23 protein-coding genes are annotated in these 22712 nt (G+C 33.3%); all 23 read right to left on the bottom strand.

Annotated features, from left to right (window positions below; translation table 11 throughout):
* Positions 1–5: 5 nt before the first annotated feature.
* The 23 genes from BTO22_RS18475 to BTO22_RS18365 all read right to left on the bottom strand — a co-directional run bounded on the left by BTO22_RS18475 (position 6) and on the right by BTO22_RS18365 (position 22689).
* On the bottom strand, positions 6–371 hold the full coding sequence (locus BTO22_RS18475; RefSeq protein WP_105056762.1) for an EamA family transporter: 366 nt from the start codon (positions 369–371) through the stop codon (positions 6–8).
* A complete protein-coding gene (locus BTO22_RS18470) occupies positions 372–1073 on the bottom strand; it encodes a metallophosphoesterase family protein (RefSeq protein WP_105056761.1) in 702 nt (233 codons plus the stop codon).
* A complete protein-coding gene (locus BTO22_RS18465; protein WP_105056760.1) occupies positions 1054–2037 on the bottom strand; it encodes a hypothetical protein in 984 nt (327 codons plus the stop codon). The genes BTO22_RS18470 and BTO22_RS18465 overlap by 20 nt, the downstream gene beginning before the upstream one ends.
* Complete coding sequence (locus tag BTO22_RS18460) at positions 2024–2836, bottom strand: NAD-dependent epimerase/dehydratase family protein (protein ID WP_105056759.1); 813 nt, start codon at positions 2834–2836, stop codon at positions 2024–2026. Before BTO22_RS18460 ends, BTO22_RS18465 begins: the two co-directional genes overlap by 14 nt.
* On the bottom strand, positions 2833–3558 hold the full coding sequence (locus BTO22_RS18455; RefSeq protein ID WP_105056758.1) for a class I SAM-dependent methyltransferase: 726 nt from the start codon (positions 3556–3558) through the stop codon (positions 2833–2835). Before BTO22_RS18455 ends, BTO22_RS18460 begins: the two co-directional genes overlap by 4 nt.
* Complete coding sequence (locus BTO22_RS18450) at positions 3545–4480, bottom strand: glycosyltransferase family 2 protein (protein ID WP_105056757.1); 936 nt, start codon at positions 4478–4480, stop codon at positions 3545–3547. Before BTO22_RS18450 ends, BTO22_RS18455 begins: the two co-directional genes overlap by 14 nt.
* Positions 4470–5171, bottom strand: coding sequence for a WbqC family protein (locus BTO22_RS18445; protein ID WP_105056756.1), 702 nt, complete (start codon positions 5169–5171; stop codon positions 4470–4472). The genes BTO22_RS18450 and BTO22_RS18445 overlap by 11 nt, the downstream gene beginning before the upstream one ends.
* Complete coding sequence (gene rfbA / locus BTO22_RS18440) at positions 5164–6042, bottom strand: glucose-1-phosphate thymidylyltransferase RfbA (RefSeq protein WP_105056755.1); 879 nt, start codon at positions 6040–6042, stop codon at positions 5164–5166. Before rfbA ends, BTO22_RS18445 begins: the two co-directional genes overlap by 8 nt.
* On the bottom strand, positions 6042–7136 hold the full coding sequence (rfbB, locus tag BTO22_RS18435) for a dTDP-glucose 4,6-dehydratase (protein WP_105056754.1): 1095 nt from the start codon (positions 7134–7136) through the stop codon (positions 6042–6044). Before rfbB ends, rfbA begins: the two co-directional genes overlap by 1 nt.
* 25 nt (positions 7137–7161) lie before the next feature.
* The gene (gene metK, locus BTO22_RS18430; protein WP_105056753.1) at positions 7162–8355 is read right to left on the bottom strand and encodes a methionine adenosyltransferase; all 1194 of its coding nucleotides are present in this window, start codon (positions 8353–8355) and stop codon (positions 7162–7164) included.
* Positions 8356–8523: 168 nt separating this feature from the next.
* Complete coding sequence (locus tag BTO22_RS20320; RefSeq protein WP_374954031.1) at positions 8524–8802, bottom strand: ISAs1 family transposase; 279 nt, start codon at positions 8800–8802, stop codon at positions 8524–8526.
* A 593-nt stretch (positions 8803–9395) separates the two neighbouring features.
* On the bottom strand, positions 9396–10487 hold the full coding sequence (gene wecA / locus BTO22_RS18420) for a UDP-N-acetylglucosamine--undecaprenyl-phosphate N-acetylglucosaminephosphotransferase (protein ID WP_105056751.1): 1092 nt from the start codon (positions 10485–10487) through the stop codon (positions 9396–9398).
* A 242-nt stretch (positions 10488–10729) separates the two neighbouring features.
* Complete coding sequence (locus tag BTO22_RS18415; RefSeq protein WP_105056750.1) at positions 10730–11896, bottom strand: nucleotide sugar dehydrogenase; 1167 nt, start codon at positions 11894–11896, stop codon at positions 10730–10732.
* A 24-nt stretch (positions 11897–11920) separates the two neighbouring features.
* Positions 11921–12925: an NAD-dependent epimerase gene (locus tag BTO22_RS18410; protein ID WP_105056749.1), complete on the bottom strand. Its 1005-nt coding sequence runs from the start codon at positions 12923–12925 to the stop codon at positions 11921–11923.
* Positions 12926–14053: a glycosyltransferase family 4 protein gene (locus tag BTO22_RS18405; RefSeq protein WP_181044699.1), complete on the bottom strand. Its 1128-nt coding sequence runs from the start codon at positions 14051–14053 to the stop codon at positions 12926–12928.
* A 1-nt stretch (position 14054) separates the two neighbouring features.
* Complete coding sequence (locus tag BTO22_RS18400) at positions 14055–15473, bottom strand: hypothetical protein (protein WP_105056748.1); 1419 nt, start codon at positions 15471–15473, stop codon at positions 14055–14057.
* A complete protein-coding gene (locus BTO22_RS18395; protein WP_105056747.1) occupies positions 15466–16020 on the bottom strand; it encodes a hypothetical protein in 555 nt (184 codons plus the stop codon). Before BTO22_RS18395 ends, BTO22_RS18400 begins: the two co-directional genes overlap by 8 nt.
* Positions 16017–16961: a glycosyltransferase family 4 protein gene (locus BTO22_RS18390; protein WP_219843880.1), complete on the bottom strand. Its 945-nt coding sequence runs from the start codon at positions 16959–16961 to the stop codon at positions 16017–16019. Before BTO22_RS18390 ends, BTO22_RS18395 begins: the two co-directional genes overlap by 4 nt.
* 53 nt (positions 16962–17014) lie before the next feature.
* Positions 17015–18199 carry an oligosaccharide flippase family protein gene (locus BTO22_RS18385; protein WP_105056745.1) on the bottom strand — a complete coding sequence of 395 codons (1185 nt, stop codon included), beginning with the start codon at positions 18197–18199 and terminating at the stop codon, positions 17015–17017.
* Complete coding sequence (locus tag BTO22_RS18380; RefSeq protein WP_105056744.1) at positions 18196–19401, bottom strand: O-antigen polymerase; 1206 nt, start codon at positions 19399–19401, stop codon at positions 18196–18198. Before BTO22_RS18380 ends, BTO22_RS18385 begins: the two co-directional genes overlap by 4 nt.
* A complete protein-coding gene (locus BTO22_RS18375; protein ID WP_258132701.1) occupies positions 19398–19886 on the bottom strand; it encodes a serine acetyltransferase in 489 nt (162 codons plus the stop codon). Before BTO22_RS18375 ends, BTO22_RS18380 begins: the two co-directional genes overlap by 4 nt.
* A 5-nt stretch (positions 19887–19891) precedes the next feature.
* Positions 19892–22054, bottom strand: coding sequence for a polysaccharide biosynthesis tyrosine autokinase (locus tag BTO22_RS18370; RefSeq protein WP_105056743.1), 2163 nt, complete (start codon positions 22052–22054; stop codon positions 19892–19894).
* A 194-nt stretch (positions 22055–22248) separates the two neighbouring features.
* Positions 22249–22689 carry an arsenate reductase/protein-tyrosine-phosphatase family protein gene (locus BTO22_RS18365; RefSeq protein WP_105056742.1) on the bottom strand — a complete coding sequence of 147 codons (441 nt, stop codon included), beginning with the start codon at positions 22687–22689 and terminating at the stop codon, positions 22249–22251.
* Between the last annotated feature and the right edge of the window lie 23 nt (positions 22690–22712).

Below are 22712 nucleotides of genomic sequence, written 5' to 3'. Positions count from 1 at the left end.
ATAAATTAAGACCTTGCCACTAATATTGTTCCTAAAACGATAAGTATCACTCCACATAATTTATAGAGGCTAAATGTTTCAGAAAATAATGGGATGCTAATTAAAAACACAAGTACAAAGTTTAAACTCATAAAAGGATATGCATAACTAATTTCAAACTTTGTCATTGCAGCCATCCAAGCAAATGAAGCTAAGAAAGCAGCAACAAAACCCGAGAAGACAAATGGATCAAATAAAACGCTAAATAAAAACTTTACTTTATCAAACCAAAGGTCAGGGAAAGCACCAAATTTAGCTATTCGCCACTTCATGACTATTTGTCCATAAACTGTTAATATTATTGTTGCAAGTATGTATAGGTGTCCTTGCATCTAGCTGCCTTTAATTTTATCAATTTTCCCGCCAATTCTAGAACCCTTAAGTAAGTTATTATAGTAATAATCACTAAAGCCAAATTTGATCAATTCGTTAATAACAGAGTTCACATCATACTCGACTCGTTTCAAAGTTATTTCACCTGAATCTGGGGAAAATAACGCATAACTCGCTCTAGCATCTCCATCTCTTGGTTGCCCTACAGATCCTGGATTACAATAAACTTGGCCATTTTCAAAATACTCAACATGCTGAACATGAGTATGCCCAGAAAAAAAATACTTATAATTAAAACGCTCGAAATAGCTTTGAGATATAGAATATAAATACTCATCAATTGGATTTTGGAATCCAGCGTGCACCATTATTACATCGTTTTCACTAAAGAAAAGAGGACTCACTTTCAAAAAATCAATAGAGTTCTTTGTTATTTTATTCGAGAAAGTTTCACTCAATTCATTAACACTTTTTGACCTAGGGCACCCTAATCCAGATAAAAGATAAAAATCATGATTGCCCATTATATTGATTGCATTAACGTCAATAAGCCTTTCAATACATTCATTCACAAATGGGGCATATCCAGATACATCACCAAGAGAAATTATTTTATTTACATTCTTATTTAGATAAATATCATTTAAAACAGCATTTAATGCAGGTAGATTTCCGTGAATATCAGATATTATCGCTATCATAGACTATAACCTCATCGATAAATCGTTCCGCTGAACCATATTTTACGAACTGCTGTTTAGGTATTTCATTAAATAGATAAAATTCCAAACACATTTCAGCTTCATTAATACCAAACTTCTGACGTATTGAAGTAGATGAAGAGACCCTTGGATTAACTTCCAAAAGTAAGATATCGTCACTACTGTCATCTGAAATAAACTGAAAGTTAGTTGGCCCTTTCGGCTTTGTTTTTTGACAAAGCAGCTTCACAACCAGTTCGAATAGAGCAAAATCAATTACTTTGGCTTTATGTGTAGCACCATCAGGACCAAGACGACGCTCAAAAGCGATTGGATTAATAAAACCCCCATCATCTAAGCCAAAAACTGATACTGTATACTCCTTATCAGAACGAATATACCTCTGAAATATCCCTTCTTTTAGCTCGCATTTTTTTTCTACTTCAGATTCTGTGTGAAGAATCGCTAAACCTTTACCTGCATATGCACTATATGGCTTATAAATGCATGGTAGACCACATTTATCAATAACTTCTTTCTTATTACTTAAGGATGCGTCTGCAAACTGGATATATGGTATGTTTAATTCAACTTGAACGTTACTCGTATTGAGTTTGTTCTGAAATGTCGCTAAACCACATTTTGAGTTTATGGCTACTAATTCTTTGGGTAACTTCCCAATTTCAACTAACTTTGCTAATGCATCTACATCTTGTTCAATACCTGGAATAATAAGGTCTATTTTATGCTGTTTAACTATTGAAATAATAAAGTCACTGAATTGCTCGGATTGTGCATAAACTCCTTGAACAAAGGTATCGCACCAATGTCGGCCAACCGCATCAGGAAAAACATCAACCCCTACGATATGTAGTTCTAAGTTAGGTATTTTTTTCAAAGAATTGATAATACCATAACCAATGATTGCACCAACTCCTGTAACTAGAACTTTAATTCTTTTCATTGGTAACCATCTCCTTTATGTCAGAAATTAAATTTGTCTGAAAATGCTCAGAAAAATTTTGGCAAAGATACGGAATATGAATTGTTTTTAAAGATGGTTTTCCTTTATCCCATTCAATTTCAATTGGTTTATCTAATGCCTGAGACATTTTTTTTATCAACTCTGAAACCCTAAGTGTTTCCCCAATAATGTAGCCAAAGTCATCAACTTTGTTTTCAGCGATATATTTAATGCTATTAACTACAGTTTCCAAAGACACATAGTTACGTTTTACATCCCCATTACCATAGAAGATAACCTTACTATTATGACTGGCACTACTGATTAAGTTATAAAAAAATGGTTGATTCTTACTGGCCTTCCAATTAAGGTCATAGATCTGGCTACAACGAACAATACTGAATTCAATATTTTGTTTTGCAAGATAATCCTTAATCAATAATTCACCGGCTAGTTTACTAATGCCATAACTATTAAAATATTCATTATCTGAGTGTTGTTCACAAGAAGTGCTCGATATATGTATCAGCTTAGCCTGAAGTAAAACTGCCAATTTTGCTATATTTAGTGCTCCAAGAGAGTTTATAGATAATAATTTAGCTGTATCATTTTGTTCAAATATAGCAGCGCAATTAATTATACAATCAATATTACCAAGCATTTTAGCTAAGCTTTCAACATCAAAGCTTTCAATATTACATTTATGATGATTTAGTTCAATTATCTTATGTTTCGAGCTAAGTAAGCCTCTTAGTTGAGAGCCAACTAACCCTGAACTACCAACTATACATACATTCATTTAACTTTCGCTTCTAATAAGATTCCGGTCGACAATTCTGGATAATCAACTCCCTTCTTCATCAAAGCATCAAATATTTCATCATCAAGATCAAGCGAGGTTATTTGTGCTGTAGTAAATGGTTTTAGGAATAGACCTTCGATACTAATCACTTCATAACCACTTACTTCAACTAATTTTTTTAAACTGTCAACGGTAAAATATCTTAAATGACCTAGCTCTTTATCTGATTCTGATAATTTCTTAATATCAGGTAACATCCCAGCTAAATGAGCTAATTGTCTATGCAGTGAACTAGCATTGGGAACTGAAATAAATAAACGACCTTCGGTAGTCAAAAATTTCTTATATTTTCTAAGGATTAATCCAGGATCTTCTACATGCTCCAACACAAAACCCATAACAATATTGTCATATAGTTCTGGTGATTCATAATTTTCAAAATATGTTTCAACAATCTTAATATGGTTTAAATCTGGATTATTTTCTCTGAACTGACTTATAACCGCTGGAGAACCATCCAAAATGGTATACTCATCAACTTGCCTTGCAAACTGCTTACAACTGTAGCCATGACCAACACCAAGCTCAAGAAGTTTGCCATCCACCATCTTTTTTGCCACTCGTTTAGGATACCAGTTTAACATCAACTGATTATCAAGCTCATAGGAAAATGACTGTTTATAAGCTGTAATAGACTTATCTAATTTATTTTTTAGCATAGATCTCTTTCACTAAGTAAGTAGGCCGATTTTTTACTTCATTAAATATTTTTGAAATGTAGATACCCAGAATACCAAGTGCCATAAGAATAATTCCAGATAAAAACCATATTGATATAATTAATGAAGTCCAACCTTCCAATATGTACGTACCACTAAATATACGGATTCCTAAATAAAAAGAATATACAAAGGACAGAAATGAAAAGGTACCGCCTAAGTAAAAACAAAGAACTAAAGGCAGAGAGCTAAATGAGGCAATAGCTTGAACAAAAAGACGAACTCGTTTTAAAGCAGTATACGACGTATCACCACGTGATTTTTTCTCTACTTTTCTAGCAACTTGATTGAAGCCAGTAATCGCAAATAAACCAGCCAAATATAGTTCTTTTTCATTGTGTAGGAGCAACGCTGAAACATAACGACTAGTCATAATTCTTAATGTCATAACATTATCATCTATATCTACATTAGAAAGGGATTTAAATAATCGGTAGAATATTTTACCCCCATATTTCTTCAATCCTTTACCGCTGCGTATAGCTTGAGTTCCATAGATAACATCGGCATCCATATTATGTTTTTCATTAATTTCCCTATAAAATTCAACTAAGCACTCAGGTGGTTCTTCTAAATCAATATCAGTTAAATAAATATGTTTCCCTACACAATGGTTCAACCCTGCCATAATCGCGGCATGATGGCCAAAGTTACGAGTTAAGTTTATAACTTTAATCCTAGCATCCTGTTCAGATAATCTCTTTAATTTATCTAAAGAATCATCGGGAGAACCATCATTAACAAAAATAATCTCACAATCATTAGATAAGAGCAGAGCTTCGATTGATTTAGAAATCCGATTATAAAACTCATCAATAAATCGACTCGACTTAAAAACAGTTGTAACAATACTAAGCTTCATCTAATACTCTCATATAATCTCTAGCATTAGATCCTTCGTTAAAAATCAAATCTAACACTGTTACATAATGTTCAAATGGTGAGTATTGTTGAGAATACTCAGGGTAATTACCATACTCCATCCATTCAACAGTAATACCTTCTTTAGAAAATAGCTCTACATCTAGATAGTCTTTTGCTGCTGGCCCACTGAGATAAATATCAGCATTAAGATCTTTACACACACCTAATAGTCTTTCAGACTTCCCATCAACAAGTTCAAATTCATCAGAAAAAACCAGTTTTGTATCAATGCCTAAGATATTGCAAATTGCTTTTAAAAATTCATAATTAATTTTACTAAGAGACGTTTCACTAGATTCTAAATATAAGTTTTTAAAGATTTCTTCATAACTTTTAAAATAAGGCGCTTTTGAATAGTTCTGACAAATTGCAGCCCAATGCTTTCTACGCCAAGATTGTTCAGCAACTAAAGTCTCGTTGATTTTTTGGTAGTATTTTCCTTTTACATCTACAGGAATAGTTAGCCACTGAGGACCATTTGCTGTTTGAATCTTATTTCTATTTCGCCAGTCTCTTTTTGTATATTGCATATCATCATATAATACAAAAACATCAACACTCGCAATTAAGTCAAAATATCCTTTCCATGGAATATAGTTTGATTGTGAAATAGCTACTTTTTTAGTCATAAGATTTACTCTTCAACATATTCAATACATACTTTCCATAACTTGTTTTATCTGATAAATATGGATTTTTTATGATTTTTTCTTTATTAAGCCATCCATATTGCAATGCAATCTCTTCTAAACAAGCCACTTTAAATCCTTGTCGTTTTTCTATAGTTTCGACAAACTGTGCTGCTTCTAACAAGCTGTCATGTGTTCCTGTATCTAACCAAGCAAACCCTCGACCAAGTAGTTTGACCTTTAAATTGCCTTGTTTTAAATATTCTTGATTAATTGAGGTTATTTCAAGCTCGCCACGTGAAGAGGGTTTTACCTTTTTAGCTATTTCAACGACTTGATTGTCGTAAAAATAGAGACCTGTTACAGCAAAATCAGATTTAGGCTTAGAAGGTTTTTCTTCTATTGATACGGCATTAAGGTGTTCATCAAACTCTACAACACCAAATCGTTCTGGATCATGTACTTTATAGCCAAATACAGTTGCACCATGGTCTTGGTTTACCGCTTCAATTAGTAATGGCGAAAAACCTTGTCCCCAAAAAATATTATCGCCAAGAACAAGGCAAACACTATCGTCACCGATGAATTCTTCACCAATGATAAAAGCTTGAGCTAATCCTTCAGGTTTTGGCTGCACCGCATATTCAAGTTTTACACCAAATCGAGAACCATCACCTAATAAACGTTGAAAACTACTTAAATCTTCAGGTGTTGTAATCAATAATATCTCATTAATACCCGCTAGCATTAAAACTGATAGAGGATAATAGATCATTGGTTTATCATAAACGGGTAATAACTGCTTAGATACCCCCATAGTGATTGGGTACAAACGAGTGCCTGAGCCCCCCGCGAGAACAATCCCTCTCATTACTTAGCCACCTTTTCTATTACTTTAGACTCTGAATACACACCTAAACGTTCTCCTGCATAAGAACCGTCTAAAACGCGTAACCACCATGGCTTGTTATCTAAGTACCATTCAACCGTTTTACGAATCCCTGATTCAAAAGTTTCTTCTGGTTTCCAACCTAATTCACGCTCAATTTTTGATGCATCAATAGCATAACGAACATCGTGACCAGGGCGATCTGTAACATACGTGATTAAGTCAAGATACTGATTAACGCTTTCTGGTTTATTTGGTGCGAGCTCTTCAAGCAATGAACAAATAGTCTTTACTACATCAATATTGGCTTTTTCATTATGACCACCAATGTTGTAGGTTTCTCCGACTTTACCCTCTGTAACAACTTTATATAGCGCACGAGCATGATCTTCTACAAACAACCAATCACGGATCTGCATACCATTGCCATAAACTGGTAATGGCTTTCCATCTAAAGCATTTAAAATCATTAAAGGGATAAGCTTTTCTGGAAAATGATACGGACCATAATTATTTGAGCAATTGGTTACTATTGTTGGTAAGCCGTAAGTACGTAACCAAGCGCGAACTAAATGATCAGAAGACGCTTTTGATGCTGAGTATGGCGATGATGGCTCATAAGAAGTAGTTTCCATAAACAGTTCATCAGTGCCTTTTAGGTCACCATATACTTCATCTGTTGAAATGTGGTGAAAACGAAATCCTGCTTTTTTCTCATTGCTTAGAGAATTCCAATAATTACGAGTAGCTTCTAATAGAACATAAGTACCAATAATATTGGTTTCAATAAATGCAGCAGGGCCATCAATAGATCGATCAACATGAGATTCAGCGGCTAAGTGCATCACTGCATCAGGTGTATGATCTGAAAATACTCGTTCTAGCTCTGCTCGGTCGCAAATATCCACTTGCTCAAATGCATAGTGCTTATGATCTTGAATATCAGAAAGAGATTCCAAGTTGCCTGCGTAGGTTAGCTTATCTACATTAACAACAAGATCATTCGTATTATTGATAATATGGCGGGTAACTGCTGAACCAATAAAGCCAGCACCACCAGTAACGAGTATTTTCATATATTAATTACCGCTATAACAATGCTTAAATTGACTGAAACTTCTCTAACTCATCCAACTGTTCCCAAGGGTAGTCACTTTGACCGACCTGACCACGAGATGCTACATCGGCATATAAGAAGGTTTCAGCACTTGGTTTATCAAGATTAAATTTCTTAGTAATCCAGTTTGGCGTTAAAGAGAAGTTATCAATAATAAACTGCGATAACACATCATCATCTACTTTTGTAAACGTACCTTGGGTATCAACGGATACTGACGTTGGTTTCGCTACACCAATCGCGTAAGAAAGCTGAACAATACATTTAGTTGCTAGGCCCGCTGCTACAACATGCTTTGCTAACCAACGACCGGCATACAAGCCTGAACGGTCAACCTTTGTGTAATCTTTAGATGATTGTGCACCGCCACCAATAGGTGCATAACCACCAAATGAATCTACGATTAACTTACGACCAGTTAAACCCGAATCATGCAGTGAACTGTGGTTTACATAGCGACCAGTTGGGTTGATATGAATAATCGTTTCTTGTGGGTTGTAAAGATCCGTTGGTAAACCTGTATCATCAATTAAGCCTTGGATTAAAGTACGAACCTCTTCAATTGGCATGTTTTCTACTGATGGGGCAGAAACAACGATAGTATGAATTTTTTGAGGTTTACCGTTTTCAAAGTTTTCTTTATTGCCATAATCCATAGTTACTTGCGTTTTAATATCAACGCCAAGTTTGTGATCATGATTTAGCGCATAATGGTAGACTTTATCACTAAGCATACGAGCGTAAGAAATTGCAGAAGGCATAAAATCTGCTGTTTCAGCTATAGCATAACCAAACATAATACCTTGATCACCGGCACCTGTTTCACCATCTTCTTGGTCAACGCCTTGATTGATGTCTGGTGATTGTTGATTTAATAATACTTGAACATTAATATCATCAGGGTGTAAACATTGCTCTTTTGTAAAAGCCCCTTTCCCTGTATAGCCAATCTTAATCAATGCATTTTTTACAATTTTTTCATAATCAGCTTGTGAAAGGCTAGCGGTTGTTTTTACTTCGCCACCGATGATGATGTTTTTACCAGCAACAAATACTTCACTTGCGACACGCGACTGTGAATCATGAATAATAAGCGCATCGACAATTGAGTCTGAGATGATATCCGCACATTTATCTGGGTGCCCAGGAGCTACTACTTCACTGGTAAATAAATACATTTTTAATCCTTTTTGTAAATTTCAAGTACGCTACCGCCTATAGGTTCTAACGCATACCCAAGGCGTATATAATTTATTGATGTGTATTTTGGTAGAAACTATACACAGTGCTAACTGGAACGCTTAGCTCTAGAACCTATAAAATCACGGCAAACGCGTGAACATTTTTTAACCAAAAATTAGCTTTTCTCTGTACTCATCATTCATTAATGATTTCATTTGAGCTAAGTTTACGCTGTCTTTACCTTTATTTTTCTTCAGTAAATTAAGCGCTATATGACGAAAACGAGCAAAGTTTTGGCCATCATTTCCAAGTAATATTTGGCATTCATCTTCTCGCATACTGACATCTAAAGACCAGTGCATCGATTCTATACCCCAATGGCCACGAGCAGAATGAGCAAAGCTCTCTGCATCTAATTCAGCAGAACTGATATAGTAACGAATACTGCGTTTTATACATGCGTCAGCCCTGTACGCATCCCCATCGCGTTAGCATTTTATAGTCTATTTTTTGGCTGTTGCCATTGTATTACAAATTTGTTTTTTTCTCAGCAAATTATATGCCAGTATATTAATAGCTTATAAACTACTTTGGTAAATCGTTTATAATTCAGAGGGATGATACAGCCCTTGAACTATCGCTATTGGCCTTATAACACTTAAAATTTTACAGCATGCCTTGATAAATAGTGCCTTCTGTTATTTCTTTGTAAGAAAGCATGACTGTCTAACATTTGCTTCAAATAAGAGACCATTAAATACAAAGTTTTAGTTCGCTCTTTAAGCCCTATTAAAACAGAATCACGAAAATCATCCATGATAGCTATCAAACTATTGTTTAAATGTGCATAAAACCTTAACAACATGCACTTTAACGCCTCATATCGTATCAAAACACCAATAACTTAGCATTATCAATTGATAAATTGTAAGCCCATGCTGTACCTAACCAACAATTAGACAAAAAAAAGCGGAGACAACTTAGCCAGTTATCTCCGCTTTTATGTATTCAAATTGTAGTGCTACTCAAAAGAGAGTTACTTACCAACTTCAGCCTGAACCTGTATCGACATGCGTTTGCCCAAAAGCTTATGCACAAAGGTTGTGATACGCCAGATGTAACTGATAGTCATGAAGTACACAGCAAACAATGCCAAGAAACTAAAGAACATGACTGATTCTCGTATCCCGTTTAGATCTGCCCAAATACCGTAACAAGCACAAATCGTCGCTACTGTACAAATAAGGAACAGCGTCATGCGCGAAGATAACCCTAAACGCTGGCAAATGTGGTGTAAATGCTCGCGGTCTGGTTTGAATGGCGATTGGCCCTTACGAACACGGCGGATCATAATGGTAGCCATATCCATAAGAGGAATAGCGATTAGCCATAATGCAGTTACCGGTTTAAATGCAATGACCGATGGCTCTTGAGAACCACGAATAAGCATCCATACCACAGTAAAGCCAATGAACATACTGCCGGCATCACCCATAAAGACTTTAAAACGACGCCCTAATGGAAAACCAAGGTTAAGCATAATATAAGGGATGATTGCGACAACAATTAATGCACACACCTGCGCTAAGTAATCATTACCACTGTAATGGAACACCGTAGCCAATGCTGCGAACGTTACCGATGCCAAACCACCAAGTAAACCATCAATGCCGTCGACCATATTAAAGGCATTAATCGCCCCTATCACACCTAAAATGGTAATGACGCCACTGGTTACCGAAGACAACATAATGGTCTCACTGCCCATTAAAAACCCTAAGTGATGTAAGCTGTGTCCACCAACAAAGATAATAATAAGTGAAATGGCAACTTGAACCACTAAACGGATTTTAAAGCTGATGTCGTAAAAGTCATCAAATGCGCCTAATACTACCAGTACTGCTGCACAACTTAGGTACATGAGTAAGTTTTCATCTGCTGGGAAAAACAGAAGTAATCCAATACATAAAGTAGTAAATATAGAAATACCACCAATTAATGGGATCACTCCTTTGTGATGTTTACGCTCATTGGGTTTATCAACCAATCCTACGCGCTTAGCCACTTTGCGCATGATAAATAAACTGACGAATGAAACGAGAAACACAAATAAATATGCGTTAATCATAAATAGACTTCCTATAGGAATGTAGTTATCTTTTAATTATATATAGATGAGTATTGCATAAAACCACGCAGTTGCTACGTGGTCTATTTGCTCGCATTTTATTCAGTTATCAATGTAACGATACAAATAAAACACGAGCCACGTTTGTTTTTTAGCCAAAGAAAAAACAACGTGCGGTATTGTACAAAAATAGAGCAGATTATCAATAGTTATCCGACATTAATTATTAATAAAATGAATGATTAATCAGAACCAAATAAATCACGGGTATACACTTTTGACTCTACATCTGATAATTCTTGGTCCATACGGTTAGACACAATCACATCACAGGTTGATTTAAATTCGTTTAAATCTGTTATCACCAATGAGTTGAAGAATTCTTTCTCTTGCAGAACAGGCTCATAAACCACAACCTCAATGCCTTTCGCTTTTAAGCGCTTCATCACACCTTGAATGCTTGATGCACGGAAGTTATCAGAGCCTGATTTCATCACTAAACGATAGATACCCACACGCTTTGGGCTACGTTTTAAAATACTATCAGCAATAAAATCTTTACGCGTTGTATTTGCCTCTACAATGGCACCAATAATATTATTTGGTACATCACTGTAGTTTGCTCGTAATTGCTTAGTGTCTTTTGGTAAACAGTAACCACCATAACCAAATGATGGATTATTGTAGTGATTACCAATACGAGGGTCTAAACCTACCCCTTCAATAATTTGGCGAGCATTTAAGCCGTGCGATTCAGCGTAAGTATCAAGTTCATTAAAATAAGACACACGCAGCGCTAAATAAGTATTTGAAAATAACTTAACCGCCTCAGCCTCAGTTGAATCAGTAAACAACACATCAATATCTTGTTTGACTGCACCTTCAACTAACAAATTTGCGAAAGCTTGTGCACGTTCAGAACGCTCACCAACAATAATGCGGGACGGATATAAATTATCGTACAGCGCTTTACCTTCACGTAGGAACTCAGGAGAGAACATGATGTTATCACAGCCTAACTCTTGTTTGATTTGTGCCGTATAACCAACAGGAACGGTTGATTTGATGATCATCACCGCTTGTGGGTTAATTGCCATTACGTCTTTAATGACAGATTCAACCGATGAGGTATTAAAGTAATTTGTTTTTACATCGTAATCTGTCGGTGTTGCGATAATAACAAAATCGGCATTTTTATAAGCACACTCTTTATCAAGCGTTGCGGTAAATGACAATTCTTTATTATTTAAAAAATCGGTGATTTCTGCATCAACAATAGGTGATAGCTTATCGTTAAGAAGATTTATTTTATCTTCAATAATATCAACCGCAATAACATCATTGTGTTGTGCCAATAACATAGCGTTAGACAAGCCAACATAGCCTGTGCCAGCAATTGCAATTTTCATTTTTACCTAACCAATTAATAATATTTATTTGTTATAAAATTCTTTGTACCATTCTACAAATTTCTGAACGCCTTCTTTTACCCCTACTTTAGGTGTATAGCCTGTAACTTTAAACAGATCAGACGTTTCTGCATAAGTTTTATACACATCACCAGCTTGCATTTCACGGAAGTTCTTTTTAGCCTCAATGCCAAGCGCTGATTCAATCTCTGAAATAAACTCCATCAAATTGATCGGGCTACCATGACCGATATTATATACCGCATAAGGAGCAGAACTGGTGGCAGGAGTACCGCTCTCGACTTTCCATTCATTATTTTGCACAGGTATAACGTCAGCAATACGTACTACACCCTCAACAACATCATCGATATAAGTGAAGTCGCGCCACATATCACCATTGTTATTAATATCGATTGTTTCACCATCGAGGATCTTTTTAGTAAAGATAAATGGTGCCATATCTGGACGTCCCCAAGGACCATAAACAGTAAAGAAACGAAGACCCGTTGTTGGAATCCCATAAAGATGAGAATAGCTATGTGCCATTAACTCATTTGATTTCTTTGTTGCTGCATATAATGAAACAGGGTGGTCTACAGAATCTGATGTTGAGAATGGTGTTTTCTCATTCAAACCATAAACAGAACTAGAAGAAGCATAAACTAAATGCTGTATTTTATGATTGCGACAAGCTTCAAGGATATTTAAATGTCCTACTAGGTTTGAATCGGCATATGCCATTGGGTTTTCAATTGAGTAACGAACACCCGCTTGTGCACCTAAATGAATAACACGATCAAACTTATGAGTATCAAATAAAGAATCTACAGATTGCTTATCTGAAAAATCCATATTGATAAACTCAAATTTATCACTCTTAATTCTATCTAATCGAGCAAACTTTAAATTAACATCGTAATAGTCATTATTATTATCTATACCAACAACATAATGTCCCTTTTCAATTAAAACCTCAGAAACTCGACTACCAATAAAACCTGATGCACCTGTTATTAAATATTTCATTTATTTCTCCAAAACTTCTTTAATCGCATCTAAATAGCAGTTTATAACTATTGATTCATCAAATTCGTTCTCAATTTTTTCTCGACTTTTAAGTCCCATAGTTAAGCGTTCTTCATGACTCATCTGAATAATAAGCTCTAATTTATCTATCAAACTTTGCGTTGATCTAGGTACACATAGAAAACCGTTAACTCCATCATTAACTGTTTCACGGCAACCTACATTATCAGTAGTAACGATTGGCTTCCCCATGGCACCAGCTTCAAGAAGCGATTTGGGCACACCTTCACGATAAAATGAAGGAAGTACCATGCAATCAACTTTAGCAATTTCTTTTTCAACCTCATCCGAAACACCAAGATAGTTAACAATTCCTTCGTCAACCCAGCTCTGCATTTCAACTTCAGATACCGCCGATGGATTTTCAACAGCAAGAAACCCCAAAAGATTAAACTCTACGTTATTACCATATTTAGCTTTTAACACTCGAGCCGCTTCAACATAATGCCCAATGCCTTTGTCATAAAGCATACGAGCAATAAGTAAAAACCTTACAACACCATCATCTTGAGAAGGGATAACTTCAAATCGACTGAGATCGACACCAGAACCTGGTAAACGAGCAGTAATAGATTCATTAGCTAAATTATGTTCTAAGAAAAGTTTCTTATCATCTTCATTTTGAAAAAAAATCTTATCGGCATTTCTTTGACTTATTTTATAAAGTAGGCGAGCAATTTTTGATGTAACACTTTCATTAATAAATAAGATCCCAAGACCTGCTATATTATTTATTACTTTGATTTTATTTATCTTAGCAGCAAGAGTACTATATATATTATTCTTAGGGGTAAAATTTAAAACTACATCATACCTATTAGAAGAGAATACTTTATTGAATTGAATTAATGTTCTGAGATCATTAATTGGGTTTGTACCACCTTGGTCAATAGAAATATCAATAAACTTTACACCTAGCGTTTCAAGTTTTTCTGAATATGAATCATTTGGAGCAAGAGCTGTAACAATAAAACCATTTTCAATCAAAGCTATAATCGTATTTTTTCTAAAATTATATAGATACCAACTAGTATTAGCAGTTAATAAAACATTTTTCAAGTTAGACATATTAAACATTATCCCAAACCAATGAAAAAACTTTAAATTTAACAAATTCAAATTCACTTGTTGCATCAACTGAAAAATATATATTTGATATATAGTTCATATTATTATTAATAATATGCCTTGCTCTAATTTCATTATCAGTTTCTTTTCCTATTTTATTTCTTTTTTGGTTACGCTCGATAGATACATTAACAGGAACATCTAAATTAATAACTACATCAGAAGGATACATCGTTTTATAATTATTAATTTCTAACTTACTTAAAAAGTTATATAATTTTGATTTTCTTATACTACATACTATTCTTGGACTGTCCATTTTACCATAATCGGTCGTTATATAACGATCAGTCAACACTATGTAACCTTTTTCAGCATATCGATGCGCATTTATAATCGCATTTTTTCTTTCATAGGATAATAAAAAATATCTAAATGCTGAAATAATACCCACATTACTTTTAGGGAAGTATTTTTCAATTGGCTTTGATTCATCTTTTTTTGTATTTTTTATTAACTCAATAAAACGAATAAAAAACCAAAAAACAAATGTCAATTTAGTCGGGTTTGGTCTACCGATTGATACTTTCTTAACTGTTATTTTATCGGAAAAAAGCTCAGATAAAGATGCAACCATCGTTGATTTCCCTGAACCATCTAACCCACAAATTGACACCACCGTACCATAATCTAAATATTTTTTCTTTTTAAAGAAAATTTTATTTACCGTACGCTTAAAAAAATTAACGTATAAAAATGGAATATAAGATAAGAAACCACGTCTTTTATACCCAGAAAATGTTAGTTTTAAGACTATAGATGTATAATATTTACATATAATATTATTTGATTTGAATGAAGAAATCATTTTTTTATAGCTTAAATCATTTATATTTAATGGTAATTTTCCATTATAATCAAAAGTTACACCTTCAAGCTCTTTACTATATTTTTCACGATCTCTAATCAATAAAAATGTATTATATGCACCACCAAACTTCAAAAAATATCTTATTAAAAAAATAACGCCTTGAGCATCTGAATTTAAGACCGGAAACTCCCTACCATTATCACAGTTTTCTTTAAAAAAGTCATCTAATGGTAATATATAGTTTTTTGAATTACTTTGCCCTGTGACAATTTTATAATAAACATGCAAATGTACAGTTTTCATTTCTACCTCATCATAACCTAAATAATGAGCAATATAGGGATGATTTGAAACTGTAGTGTTCATTTTCTTAAATTTTTTATTTACTATTGCTTTATGAAACTTACTCTTAGAGTCATATGATACATAAAGATCTAAATCAGTATTACCATCAAGAGCCTTATTCAATTCATGATTACTTTTCCAACTTAAGTAGAAAATATTTAATCTTTTTAATTCATTAAATAAATCAATATATACCTTAAGCATTTTCTACAACCTCGAAATCCACTAAATACTTATTTAAGTTATTTATAACATTATTCTCTACACTTCTATTTATAGAAATAAAATCATCAATATTAATAAAGAACAATCTTGTATGACCTCTATTTATCAGTCTTTTCTTTATTTCAGAATCATTAGCACTATTTATAAAATATACTTTACTTTCTAAATATGGAAAAACAACCTTAAATACCTCATCCACATTTGAATTCAATAAATTAAATGGTATTTGGGAAACACCTTCATCAATGATATAACCGCGGTTACGATATATTTTATTTAAACCAAACTTTCTCACTATATTCCTAAAAATATTCACTTTAAATAAAAAGCTCACATTTTCACGACGCACACAAGATATAAAGAACTTTATATCCTCTATTTTTAAAGTTAAAATACCGCATATAAATAACAACAATTCATATATTATATTTTTCCTTCCAGACAAATAACGGATATTACTAAATTTATTTGCACAAATATAGCTTTTACCACAACAAGGAATACCAACCAATTCGATATTTTTCATAGCAACAACTCAGCATATTCTCTATAATATTTTTCATGCATAGTCTTTAATGAAAATTCATTCTTAAGTACAATAATATTATTATCGATAATGTTATAAAATTCAAAATCAGTCATTAACTCACACTGCACTAAAGCATTTTTCAATTCATTTTCGTTATTAACAATAAAACCTTTAATACCCATAGAAAAAATTTCATTATGAGGTTCTATATTTGACAAAATGGGGACACATCCCATAGATATAGCCTCTAATACAGAAATAGGCATTCCCTCTATTGAGGAATATGATATGTAATATTTTGATTTTAAAAGCAACTTTAATACTTCATGCCTAGGGAGTAACCCATGTATATTTACATCATAATTCCCTTTCAACATTTCTTTTATTTCAGTAGATTTATCACCAGCACCTACAACATTTAACTTATTCTTAAACTTACCCGACAAATATATAGAGATTACATTAACTATACGTTTCAAAGAAATAAGCCTACCAACGGAAATAAAACCATACTTTATATTATCAAATGGTTTAATCTCAAAATCCACACCATTTACAATATAACAACTCTTTTTATTTTCCCTAATTATCTTAGGAAATGACAAATAACTTGATTTACTACAAAAAACAACTTTATTAACTAAAAAAAAATTCAATAAGAATAATAATTTATTCTTACCCTTTAAATTCTCATATGATGTATGAATAGTATAAATACTTTTAATGTTAAAAAAACTTAGTTTATTAATAACTTGCGATATAATAACAAGCTGATGAGAGTGATAATGAATTACATTCGCATCTTTTAAGTGTTTATAAAACATTTTAGAAAACAAAAAAAATGATTTAATTAAACCTCTATCAACTCCATCTTCAAACAAATAAACACAATCAACAAATTTATTTTTACAGAATAAATAAAAATCATTATATCCCATATTTGTTATTCCATTATTCTGAACAATATGTAATACGCTAATATTATTCATCATCATCTCTTTTTTATATTAAAAAAATATGTAAACTGAATTTTTTCCAAAAAATTACCTATCAAAATAGATATTGTTGTAGCTATTGCAGCTCCTATAGAGCCAAAGACACTTATAAAAAATGGCAACAACAAAACAGAGAGGCATATAATAATTATACTATTAAAAATAGAATATACCTGCTTATCTATGTATAAAAGCATGTATCCATAAAGACCAAAATATGCAGTTCCAATATGTAAGATTAAGAATATCAGAGATATTTCAAACACATTATCAACTTTAATATTGAATGTATTTACTACAATTGAACTATTCAAGGCTAAAAGTATTATTAAAGATAAAATAGCTGTTAGTATTAATGATTCTCTTCTTATTTTTTTCGATAGTTTTAATGCTTCAAAATTTCTCGCTTGTGAGAATTCTTTTGCTATTTTATGTAAATGTTTTGCCTGTATAATTTGCATGAAAAATAGAGATTGATACATTACTCTACTTACAAAACTATAATCAGCTAGAACATCTATTCCAAGTAATTTGCTAACATAAAATGTATCTATTCTTGATACTAATAAATATGAAATGCCAGTAAATACAATAGGAGAAGAAAGAACAATTCTACTCGTTATATCTTTAATTTTAAATGAATTAAGATTTATTTTATTAAATTTCATTTTCTTGAACACAAGAAAAAACAAAATAATAAAAGATAAAAATAAAGAAATGAAATATAAAATCGTAAGATCTATTTGATATCCAATAAAAAAAGTCATTGAAAGCAATATAATAAAAAAAGATGATCTAACAACATCCTTTAATATATACCAATTTATCGTCATACTATTAAATCTATAATACGTCGAAAGTATCATTATCAATGATAATAATAACGAGCCAAATACAACGTATTTATTTACATAAACAAAAAAGGAACCAATTAATATTATAGAAGTTATAATAAATGAAATCAAACAAGACAATATTAATGATTTTGTTTTACTGTTACACGTGGCCATATCTTTTAATAAATAGTTAACACTGCCAAATGATATGAACGATGACAACAACATTATTTGAGCTAAATTAAGAGCAAAATAACCATAAACATTAGTATCAACAAAAGCTTTTGGTACTATTTCTATACAAAATAATAATAACTTTGAAATCAGAGCAACGACAAAAATCATTTAAACTTACACCTAGAAATTAAAATTATTAATGTAATCGGTACAATTGAATACCACCACCAAACTTTTGTTAATGATAATAATTCAGAACGAAATATTTTATGCATTATTGGAATTAGTGTTGCAGATATAAAAAGAAAATAAATATATTTTTTTGAGAATGTATTTATAATACCGATAAATATACCTAATATTAAAAAAACCAACGGTATTCCTAATAAACCAAAATTCAATATTGCTTCAGCCAATAATGAAAAACCTCTCCCCCCCCCAATAGATGCAACAAGAGGTTCATATTTATTTACATACCAAACTGAAAGGGGCGTTGTATCATAAAAAGGGTATAATAAACTACATATTGCATCCAAGAACGAGCGCCCCATGATAATATCTTCCTGGAGCATATTATTTGTTATATTATTCCAATGAACCAACTCTGATGGGATTTCCAATTCAAAACTTGAGAAATCAATACTTCCCTTAAATATCAATGATGATAACATCCACTTCCAAGAAATAGCTAAAAAAACACCTACAACCAAAATCAAATTCACATAAAATATACTTAATCTCTTTGTATATGATAACATATACAATGTTGAAAGAGCTACAAGAACAAAGTGAGCTCTAGATATAGTAATAATTGAATAAACTAAAGTAAATAAACCACAGAATATTAATAGTCGCTTATAAAAAAAATCATTCATTCTATATAAATACAATACAAGAGATATTATATAAATAGCTGATAGTGTATCTTTGAAAAACATTAAAGGGCCATAACCAGAAAGTAATAATGATCTACCACCACGAGTTGAATATATGAATTCCACAATGTTTATTTTTACAAAGAACAAATAAAAGAACATAATTACGCATAATATCGTCAATATTATAATGCTATTTTTAAATTTACTTGTAAAATATAAATCTAATCTATAGTTAACCTCACGATTCGTAGTTGTTAATAAGATTGATTCAGTAAATTTAGCCGATATATACGTGATAATTACAGATATCATCAACAAATAGCTTATATTTTTATTAATAGCATCATAATCATATAGAGAACCTAATGAGTATAATGCCCCATAGAGCAAAAGCATACTATTAAGCGATAATGCCACTTTTGAATTTTGTTGCTCAAAATTAATAAAAAGTATAAATACGCTAAATATTAAAACTGATTCTATATAAGTCATTTAACAAAAACATCACTTTTACAATCAAAATATATTACTTTATTAGGTGCTACTTTAACTCTATCTCCTAATTTACAAGATATAATCTTAGCTCCCACCGATATGTAGCAATCATTCCCAATTATTATTTTTCGTTCTATTTCATTTTTATTTTCATTAATTCCTAATGTTACTTGATGATATATCGTTACATTATCACCTACTTCTGCATATTTTGATATTATGACACCATCACCTTTATGGGGTAACCTTATTTTATAACCTAACTTACATTTATACGATATTTGACTAGGTATATTAAAAATCCTTTTTATAAAAATAAAAATTGGATGAATAATCTTATGAAGCCCCTTATTACAAGTCCATACATAGTTCTCTAATCTATAAATAAAGAGTGTAATTCCTGATATAAAAGAATTACAACTGAAATCTCCTTTTACAAAGTAAAAGAAAGTATCTTTGTTTATTATATTTACTTTATCCATTATTATCACTTATCACTATCATAACTGTAGTTATAATAACCGTAACCATATGTGCTGCTTGCTTTCTTCTCTACTGCATTCAGGATAAAGCCTTTCACCTCTATCCCTGCTTGTTCAAATCTGTGTCTTGCTACATCAATTTCTTTAACTGATGTTTGATCAAAACGCCCAACCATTAATGTTGTGCCAGCTAGTGCCCCTACAATGCTTGGGTCAGTTACCGCAAGTACTGGTGGTGTATCAATCAATACTAAATCGTAATTTGCTGATGCCCAATCAATAAAATCACTAAAGCGTTTTGTCATTAATAGTTCAGATGGGTTTGGCGGCACTTGCCCACGAGTTAATACATCTAGATTTGGTACTTCTGATTTTTGAATAGATTGTTCTAAACTTAATTTGCCTGATAAGTAGTCTGATAAGCCGTTATCCCACTTCATACCAAAGTAACGTTGCATATAGCCTTTACGCATGTCGGCATCCACAACCAATACTTTTTGACCTGTTTTGGCAATAACCGCAGCAAAGTTCACCGCCACAAAAGATTTACCAATGTTTGGCGCAGGACCGGTAATCATCACTACGTTATTTTTCGCTTCCATCATGGCAAAGTGCATGCTAGTGCGTAATCCACGCAGAGCTTCAATAGATAAATCAGCGGGGTTAGATTCAGCTAATAGCGTCTCTAAGTGCCTTACTTTCTTTTTGTTATAACGGATATCTAGCTTTTCTTGCCATGTTGATTTTGGAATGCTCGCATAAACAGGAATACCTAGCGCTTCAATCTCATCTGGGTTTTCTACCCCACGGTGAAATGCGGCTTTTAGCAATACGATTGCTACACTTAACATGCCACCTAATAACGTGGCTAATACTACAATTAATGGTTTTTTCGGTTTTACTGCATGAGAATAAGCTTGTGCAGTATCTAAAATACGCACGTTACCGACAGTACCGGCTTTAACAATGTTTAACTCTTGAGTTTTGTTTAGCAGTTGAATATAAATTTGCTGGTTTAACTCAACATCACGCTGCATACGCAGTACCTGACGTTGTGTTTTTGGTAATTTCTGTACTTGTTTGTTTAAGCGTTCTTTCTCACTCAATAGCACTCTGCGTTTATCAAGTAATGATTTATACGCCGGGTGGTCTTTAGTAAATCGTTGGCTAATCTCACTTTCTTTAAAGGTCAATTCATTTAATTGCGCTTCAAGTGTAACCATCGTATCAAGAGCTGAACGAGCCTCTAAACTTAAATCAACCGATTTACGCTCTAAACGGTAATCATTTAATACGTTTTCAGATGCAGTTAATTTATCTTTAATCGCAGGCAGTTGTGCAGTTAAAAACTCAAGGCTTTGCTCTGCTTCTGCGCTGTTGCGGGCAATGTTTTGTAAAAAATAGTTTTGGCTAATATTATTAATAATGGCTTCAATCTTGGCTTTATTTTCACCTTCTAGAGAAAACTGTAATACGCCTGATTGTTTGCCTTTTTCACTAATAGATAAGGTTTGTTGTAATGTTAAAATTGCATCAAAACGAGAGGTTTTAGCCACATCAAACACATCACCTGTGTTACCTGATAATTGCATCACAAATAAGTGGTAATCCTTGTTATCAGCTAATTCACCCACTTTGCCTGTTAATACCTTGCGTTCGTTTGCATCAAATAGGGTATAAGTGCCCTTTTCTGCATCGTCTAACACTAGAGTGAAGTTTGGTTCATCAATGTATCTTGGAATATCAAAGCGGCTTACGTTAATGGCTTTATCTTCACCCATTAAGCGAGATAAGCCTTTGCCAATAATAGGCATGTATTGCGGTGCAGCGACTGTGGTTAAGTTTAATTTATCAACCGTCTCACCTAATATCATACGAGATTTGATTATTTCAATTTCAGTAGTTGATGATGATTCAGACGCAAACATTTCGCCCATATCACCAACAAGGGCAGACATGCCGCCATTACTTTTTTGCTCGACTTGAACAAGGGCATCGGCTTTATAAATTGGGGTAGATAAAAGTGCAAACGCGATACCGGCAACAGCAAATGCAGTGGTTACTGACATAATTAACCAACGGCCATCAATGAGTTGACCAAACAGTTTTGCTAAATCGATTTCGTCAGAGGGAGATTGTTCGTGGGTGTTTTTTGTTGATTGTGACATGACTAAAGGCGGTCCTGAGGTTTAGAGCGGGAAGAGCGGTCCTATGTAAAGCGCTATCCTGTTGGATATAACACTCAAATTATAAGATTCACTACTCTTGCTGTTTTATTTAAGATTCAAAGTAATAAAAAAAGGTACGCAGATTTTAGGCCATAGGACCATAGAACCGCTCTTCCCCATTTTAATTACCGTTCTTATAGTTTCTTCGCCCACTCTTGGGCTGCTTTTTCTATTAATCCGTAAGCGTGATCGAATGCTTCTCGGCTTTGGCGGTATGGATCGGGGATATCTTGTTGCCCTATCCATTGCCCAAACAGCATGGTTTTGCTTCTTGCTTCTGGTGCTAAACTGGTTACGGCTTCTTTGTGGCCCGCTTCCATTACTAGGATTAAATCGTAATCTCGGCAAACATCACTGGTTAATTGGCGTGCTTGGTGTGAATCAATAATCACGCCATGCTCTGACGCCACTTCGGTTGCCATTGCATCGGCAGGTTTGCCCGTTAAACGACTTTTTTCAACGGCAACACCAGCTGAATCAACGGTTTTGTTTGGGAGTAATTGTTTTAGTATGTGTTCGCCTGTTGGAGAGCGGCAGATATTGCCAACGCAGACGACGAGAATTTTGTTAAACATGGGTAAAAGCGGTCCTATGGGTT

It is taken from the genome of Aliivibrio sifiae, assembly GCF_002954705.1.
Lineage (GTDB): Bacteria > Pseudomonadota > Gammaproteobacteria > Enterobacterales > Vibrionaceae > Aliivibrio > Aliivibrio sifiae_A.
The sequence above is the reverse complement of the archived record's forward strand: the minus strand, read 5'-3'. Positions and strand labels throughout refer to the sequence as shown.

Bases quoted from the DNA above. Each gene is read 5' to 3' on its own strand.
- BTO22_RS18475 (WP_105056762.1), bottom strand. From the start codon at position 371: ATGCAAGGACACCTATACATACTTGCAACAATAATATTAACAGTTTAT.
- BTO22_RS18470 (WP_105056761.1), bottom strand. From the start codon at position 1,073: ATGATAGCGATAATATCTGATATTCACGGAAATCTACCTGCATTAAAT.
- BTO22_RS18465 (WP_105056760.1), bottom strand. From the start codon at position 2,037: ATGAAAAGAATTAAAGTTCTAGTTACAGGAGTTGGTGCAATCATTGGT.
- BTO22_RS18460 (WP_105056759.1), bottom strand. From the start codon at position 2,836: ATGAATGTATGTATAGTTGGTAGTTCAGGGTTAGTTGGCTCTCAACTA.
- BTO22_RS18455 (WP_105056758.1), bottom strand. From the start codon at position 3,558: ATGCTAAAAAATAAATTAGATAAGTCTATTACAGCTTATAAACAGTCA.
- BTO22_RS18450 (WP_105056757.1), bottom strand. From the start codon at position 4,480: ATGAAGCTTAGTATTGTTACAACTGTTTTTAAGTCGAGTCGATTTATT.
- BTO22_RS18445 (WP_105056756.1), bottom strand. From the start codon at position 5,171: ATGACTAAAAAAGTAGCTATTTCACAATCAAACTATATTCCATGGAAA.
- rfbA (WP_105056755.1), bottom strand. From the start codon at position 6,042: ATGAGAGGGATTGTTCTCGCGGGGGGCTCAGGCACTCGTTTGTACCCA.
- rfbB (WP_105056754.1), bottom strand. From the start codon at position 7,136: ATGAAAATACTCGTTACTGGTGGTGCTGGCTTTATTGGTTCAGCAGTT.
- metK (WP_105056753.1), bottom strand. From the start codon at position 8,355: ATGTATTTATTTACCAGTGAAGTAGTAGCTCCTGGGCACCCAGATAAA.
- wecA (WP_105056751.1), bottom strand. From the start codon at position 10,487: ATGATTAACGCATATTTATTTGTGTTTCTCGTTTCATTCGTCAGTTTA.
- BTO22_RS18415 (WP_105056750.1), bottom strand. From the start codon at position 11,896: ATGAAAATTGCAATTGCTGGCACAGGCTATGTTGGCTTGTCTAACGCT.
- BTO22_RS18410 (WP_105056749.1), bottom strand. From the start codon at position 12,925: ATGAAATATTTAATAACAGGTGCATCAGGTTTTATTGGTAGTCGAGTT.
- BTO22_RS18405 (WP_181044699.1), bottom strand. From the start codon at position 14,053: ATGTCTAACTTGAAAAATGTTTTATTAACTGCTAATACTAGTTGGTAT.
- BTO22_RS18400 (WP_105056748.1), bottom strand. From the start codon at position 15,473: ATGCTTAAGGTATATATTGATTTATTTAATGAATTAAAAAGATTAAAT.
- BTO22_RS18395 (WP_105056747.1), bottom strand. From the start codon at position 16,020: ATGAAAAATATCGAATTGGTTGGTATTCCTTGTTGTGGTAAAAGCTAT.
- BTO22_RS18390 (WP_219843880.1), bottom strand. From the start codon at position 16,961: ATGGGATATAATGATTTTTATTTATTCTGTAAAAATAAATTTGTTGAT.
- BTO22_RS18385 (WP_105056745.1), bottom strand. From the start codon at position 18,199: ATGATTTTTGTCGTTGCTCTGATTTCAAAGTTATTATTATTTTGTATA.
- BTO22_RS18380 (WP_105056744.1), bottom strand. From the start codon at position 19,401: ATGACTTATATAGAATCAGTTTTAATATTTAGCGTATTTATACTTTTT.
- BTO22_RS18375 (WP_258132701.1), bottom strand. From the start codon at position 19,886: ATGGATAAAGTAAATATAATAAACAAAGATACTTTCTTTTACTTTGTA.
- BTO22_RS18370 (WP_105056743.1), bottom strand. From the start codon at position 22,054: ATGTCACAATCAACAAAAAACACCCACGAACAATCTCCCTCTGACGAA.
- BTO22_RS18365 (WP_105056742.1), bottom strand. From the start codon at position 22,689: ATGTTTAACAAAATTCTCGTCGTCTGCGTTGGCAATATCTGCCGCTCT.